Here is a 3,810-nt window from a genome sequence, read left to right on the forward strand (position 1 = left end):
GGTCGCGCGCGGCGGCGAAGCCGGACGTCGCGGCGAGCGCAAGCGCAGCGGCCGACGCCGTATAGAGGAATTTCTTCATGTGGCCTGCTCCTGTTCGGAAGATGGTCTCTCGGCGCTCGTCAGTCGGCGCCCGCTGAGGCCAATAGCCTTCGATTATAACAGTCGCATGACAGTTTGATGTCACCCCGGTAACGCGTCATCGGGATGAGCAGAATGCCGCCTGGCCGGCACTCCCGACGCAGCCCCGCTTTGTCACCGGAATCAGGGACTTGCTCGATTCGGTCGAGGCTGGCCGGCGATTTGGGGATCAGCCGGCCTTTATGAAGAAAAGCCGGACGGGAGCGCGTTGCTCTCAGCCAGACGGTGTCGTGGCCGGGCCATCGCCGAAAACAGGTCCGTTGGGGTAGGTTGACGCTGTCTCATGCCGGCGGTCGCTGCTCCCGCCCGTAACTGGGAAGAGCGGAATTCGAATGTCGCCATTGTCTCGGCTGGATGCCGCCTTTCATATGGTGCGATCGCACCATAGTCTTGGCCGCTGACAGGGGCGCGAATCTTCGCCGTATTCCCGGTACTCGGGCAGAGCCGGCCTTACCCGGCGTTGCGCTGCGCCTGCCGGCTGGCGCCGACCCAGCGCTCGACCTTCTCGAGCAACGCCCGGGGACTGATCGGCTTGGGCAGATAGTCGTCCATGCCTGCCTCCAGGCAGCGCTCGCGGTCGCCCTTCAGCGCATGCGCGGTGACGCCGACGATCGGCACATGGGTGCCGGTTTCTTCCTCCAGCCGGCGAATGGCGGCGGTTGCTTCGAGACCGTTCATCTCCGGCATGGAGACATCCATCAGGATCATGCACGGGTTCAGCCGGCCGAAGGCGTCGAGCGCCTTGCGGCCATTGCCGACGATCTCGAAACCATAACCGGTCTCGCCGAGGATCTGGGTGAACACCATCTGGTTCACCTCATTGTCCTCGGCCACCAGGATATCCAGCCTGTCGCCGCCAGCCGCCACCGGTGGCCGGGGGCGAATTGAGGGCGGCTGCAGCAGCGCCCGCTGTTCGGACGGCGCCGAGGGCTGCGTCCGCATCACATAACCCGCAGCGACGTCGGCTGCGAGCGGCTGCGCGTCGCTGCCGCTCGTGTTGTGGCGATGCCGCTGGATGGTGGCGACCAGCGTTTCCAGCAGCACCGAGGAGCGCGCCGGCTTGATCAGCTGGGCATCGATGCCAAGATCGCGATAGCTGGTGTTGGCGAGCGACTGGTCGACCGAGGTCAGCATGATGATCGGCATGCCGGCAAGGCCGGCGGTGCTGCGCACGATCCGCGCCATTTCGGCGCCGCTCATTCCAGGCATCTGGTAGTCGAGCACGACGCAATCGACCGGGACACCATAGGCAGCGGCGGCGATCAGTACCTTGAGGCCTTCGGCGCCGCTTTCGGCCGCGCAGGAATCGAACGTCCACGATGTCATCTGTTCGGTCAGGATGGCCCGATTGACGGCATTGTCGTCGACAATCAGCACACGCGCACCGGTCACGTCGATCGGCATGATGCGCTGTCCGTTCTGCTGTCCGGCCCGCGGCAGCGTCACCGAGAACCAGAAAGTCGAGCCCTTGCCTTCCGCACTTTCGACCCCGATGTCGCCGCCCATCAGTTCGACGAGCCGCGAGGTGATGGCAAGACCGAGGCCGGTTCCCTCATGCCGCCTCGTCGAAGAGGTGTCGACCTGGCTGAATTTCTCGAACACCAGTTTCAGTTTTTCCTCGGGGATACCGATACCGGTATCGGTGACCGAGATCGTCAGCTTCGTTCCGGTCGGAACCCTCTCGCCGGTGACGTCGACCAGCACATGGCCTTCATCGGTGAATTTCACCGCGTTGCCGAGCAGGTTGGTGACGATCTGTCTGATACGGCCGACATCGCCGACGAACAGGCTCTCGAGCCGAGGTTCGACACGCACGATCAGCTCGAGGTCTTTTTCCTTGGCTCGTGTCGACACCAGTGTCGCCACATCCTCGATCGCCTCGGCCAGATTGAAGGGCGCCGGATCGAGCACCAGCTGACCGGCATCGATCTTGGAGAAGTCCAGTATGTCGTTGATGATGGTGAGCAGCGCATTGCCCGATTTCACGATGATGTCGGTGAACGTCTTCTGCTTCGGGTCGAGGTCCGATTTGGCCAGCAGTTCGGCCATGCCGAGCACGCCGTTCATCGGCGTGCGGATCTCATGGCTCATATTGGCGAGGAATTCCGACTTGGCGCGGTCGGCGAGCACGGCGCGCTGACGCGCCTCGCGCAGTTCGGCCTCTCGCATCTTCAGCTCGGTGATGTCGGTGGTCGAGCCGATCAAATAGAGCGAGCCGTCGGAGGCGATCATCGCGCCCTTGCGGGCGAATTGATGCCTGACGCTGCCGTCGGCCAACGTCACCGTCTCTTCGACCTCCTGGGTTTCGCCGGTGCGCAGCACGGCGAGGTCGCCATTGACGAAAGCCTCGCCATCCGGCCCGAAAATCTCGATGTCGGTCTTGCCGATAGCCTCTTCCTTGCGGAAGCCCGTGAGATCGCACCAGCCCTTGTTGACATAGAACTGCCGGAGATCGGAGCGCTTGGCGTAGATCGATACCGGCACGTTGTCGATCAGGCTGCGGAACACCTCGTTCTCGCGCATGCTCTCTTCCAGCGCACGCTCGCGCGCCTTGACGTCGGTGATGTCGGTGCTCGAACCGACCAGATGCACCGACCCGTCCAGCGTCACCAGGCGGCTCTTGCGCGTCATCAACTGCCGAACCGTGCCGTCGCGATGGGTGACGGGTTCCTCGACCTCCCTGACGGCGCCCGTCACGGCGACTTGCGTGTCGTCATGGCTGTAGCCATCGGCGTCCTGCGCACCGAACAACTGCCGGTCGGTGCGGCCGATGACATCCTCCTTGGCCAAGCCGGTGATCGCGCACCAGGCCTTGTTGACGAATTCTATGCTCAGGTCCTGCGCCTTGATGAAGGCGGCCACCGGCAACTCGTCCATCACGTGCCGGAACAGGTCGATCTGGCGCATCGAATCGCGCAATGCCGCCTCGCGGCTCTTGATCTCGGAGATGTCAACGCGAACACCGATGAAGGTGCCATCATCGGTCCGCATGTCGTAGACTTGGTACCAGCGGCCGTCGGGGTTATGACGCTCGTAGCAGGAATTGGGCAAGCGGTAGCGGGCGAGGATCGCATCCAGCCAGCGGTCATGGTCGCTGTCGTAGAGCTGGTCGACTTGTGGATCGCCGCTGTCGCGGAAATAGCCGTTCGCATGGCCCAGAACGAGTGCCTCGCGGAATGTGCAGCCGGGCTGCCATGCCGGCTTCAAGGCCGGCAGCGTATCCTGGATCTTGCGGTTGGCGAAAACGAACCTGTCGTCGCGATCGTAGATGATCACGGCGGCCGGCAAGGATTCCAGCACGCTGGCGAGATGCTTGCGCGCATCCTGCGCTTCCGTCTCGCGGCGCTTCATTTCGGAAATATCGAACAGGAAGCCGGCAACATAGTTGCGGCCGCTGGCCATGCCGACGCGGCTCTTCCTGACGATACGCGATCGGCTGGCGCCATCGACCTCGAAATTCTCTTCCACTTCGTACGGCCGCCCGGTCGCAAGGACCTCACCTTCGCTCTGCTCGAAAAGCGCGACAGCGTTCGCCGGGAGGAAATCGCCGCCGGGTTTGCCGAGCATGGCTTGCGGCGTCTGGCCAAACAGAGCCGCGAACGCCTCGTTGACGAAGACGAAGCGCAGATGGTCGTCCTTGACGAAGATCGGATCCTTGACGGCGTTGATCAC

At 63.3% G+C, this 3,810-nt stretch carries 1 protein-coding gene; it reads right to left on the bottom strand.

The window, feature by feature from the left end:
• Window positions 1-588 precede the first annotated feature (588 nt).
• Window positions 589-3,810 (bottom strand): PAS domain-containing protein (locus tag EN939_RS24660; RefSeq protein WP_127270301.1); only part of this gene is annotated, 3,222 nt, incomplete at its 5' end.

The organism is Mesorhizobium sp. M7A.F.Ca.CA.002.05.1.1 (genome assembly GCF_003998335.1).
In the GTDB taxonomy this organism is placed as follows: Bacteria; Pseudomonadota; Alphaproteobacteria; order Rhizobiales; family Rhizobiaceae; genus Mesorhizobium.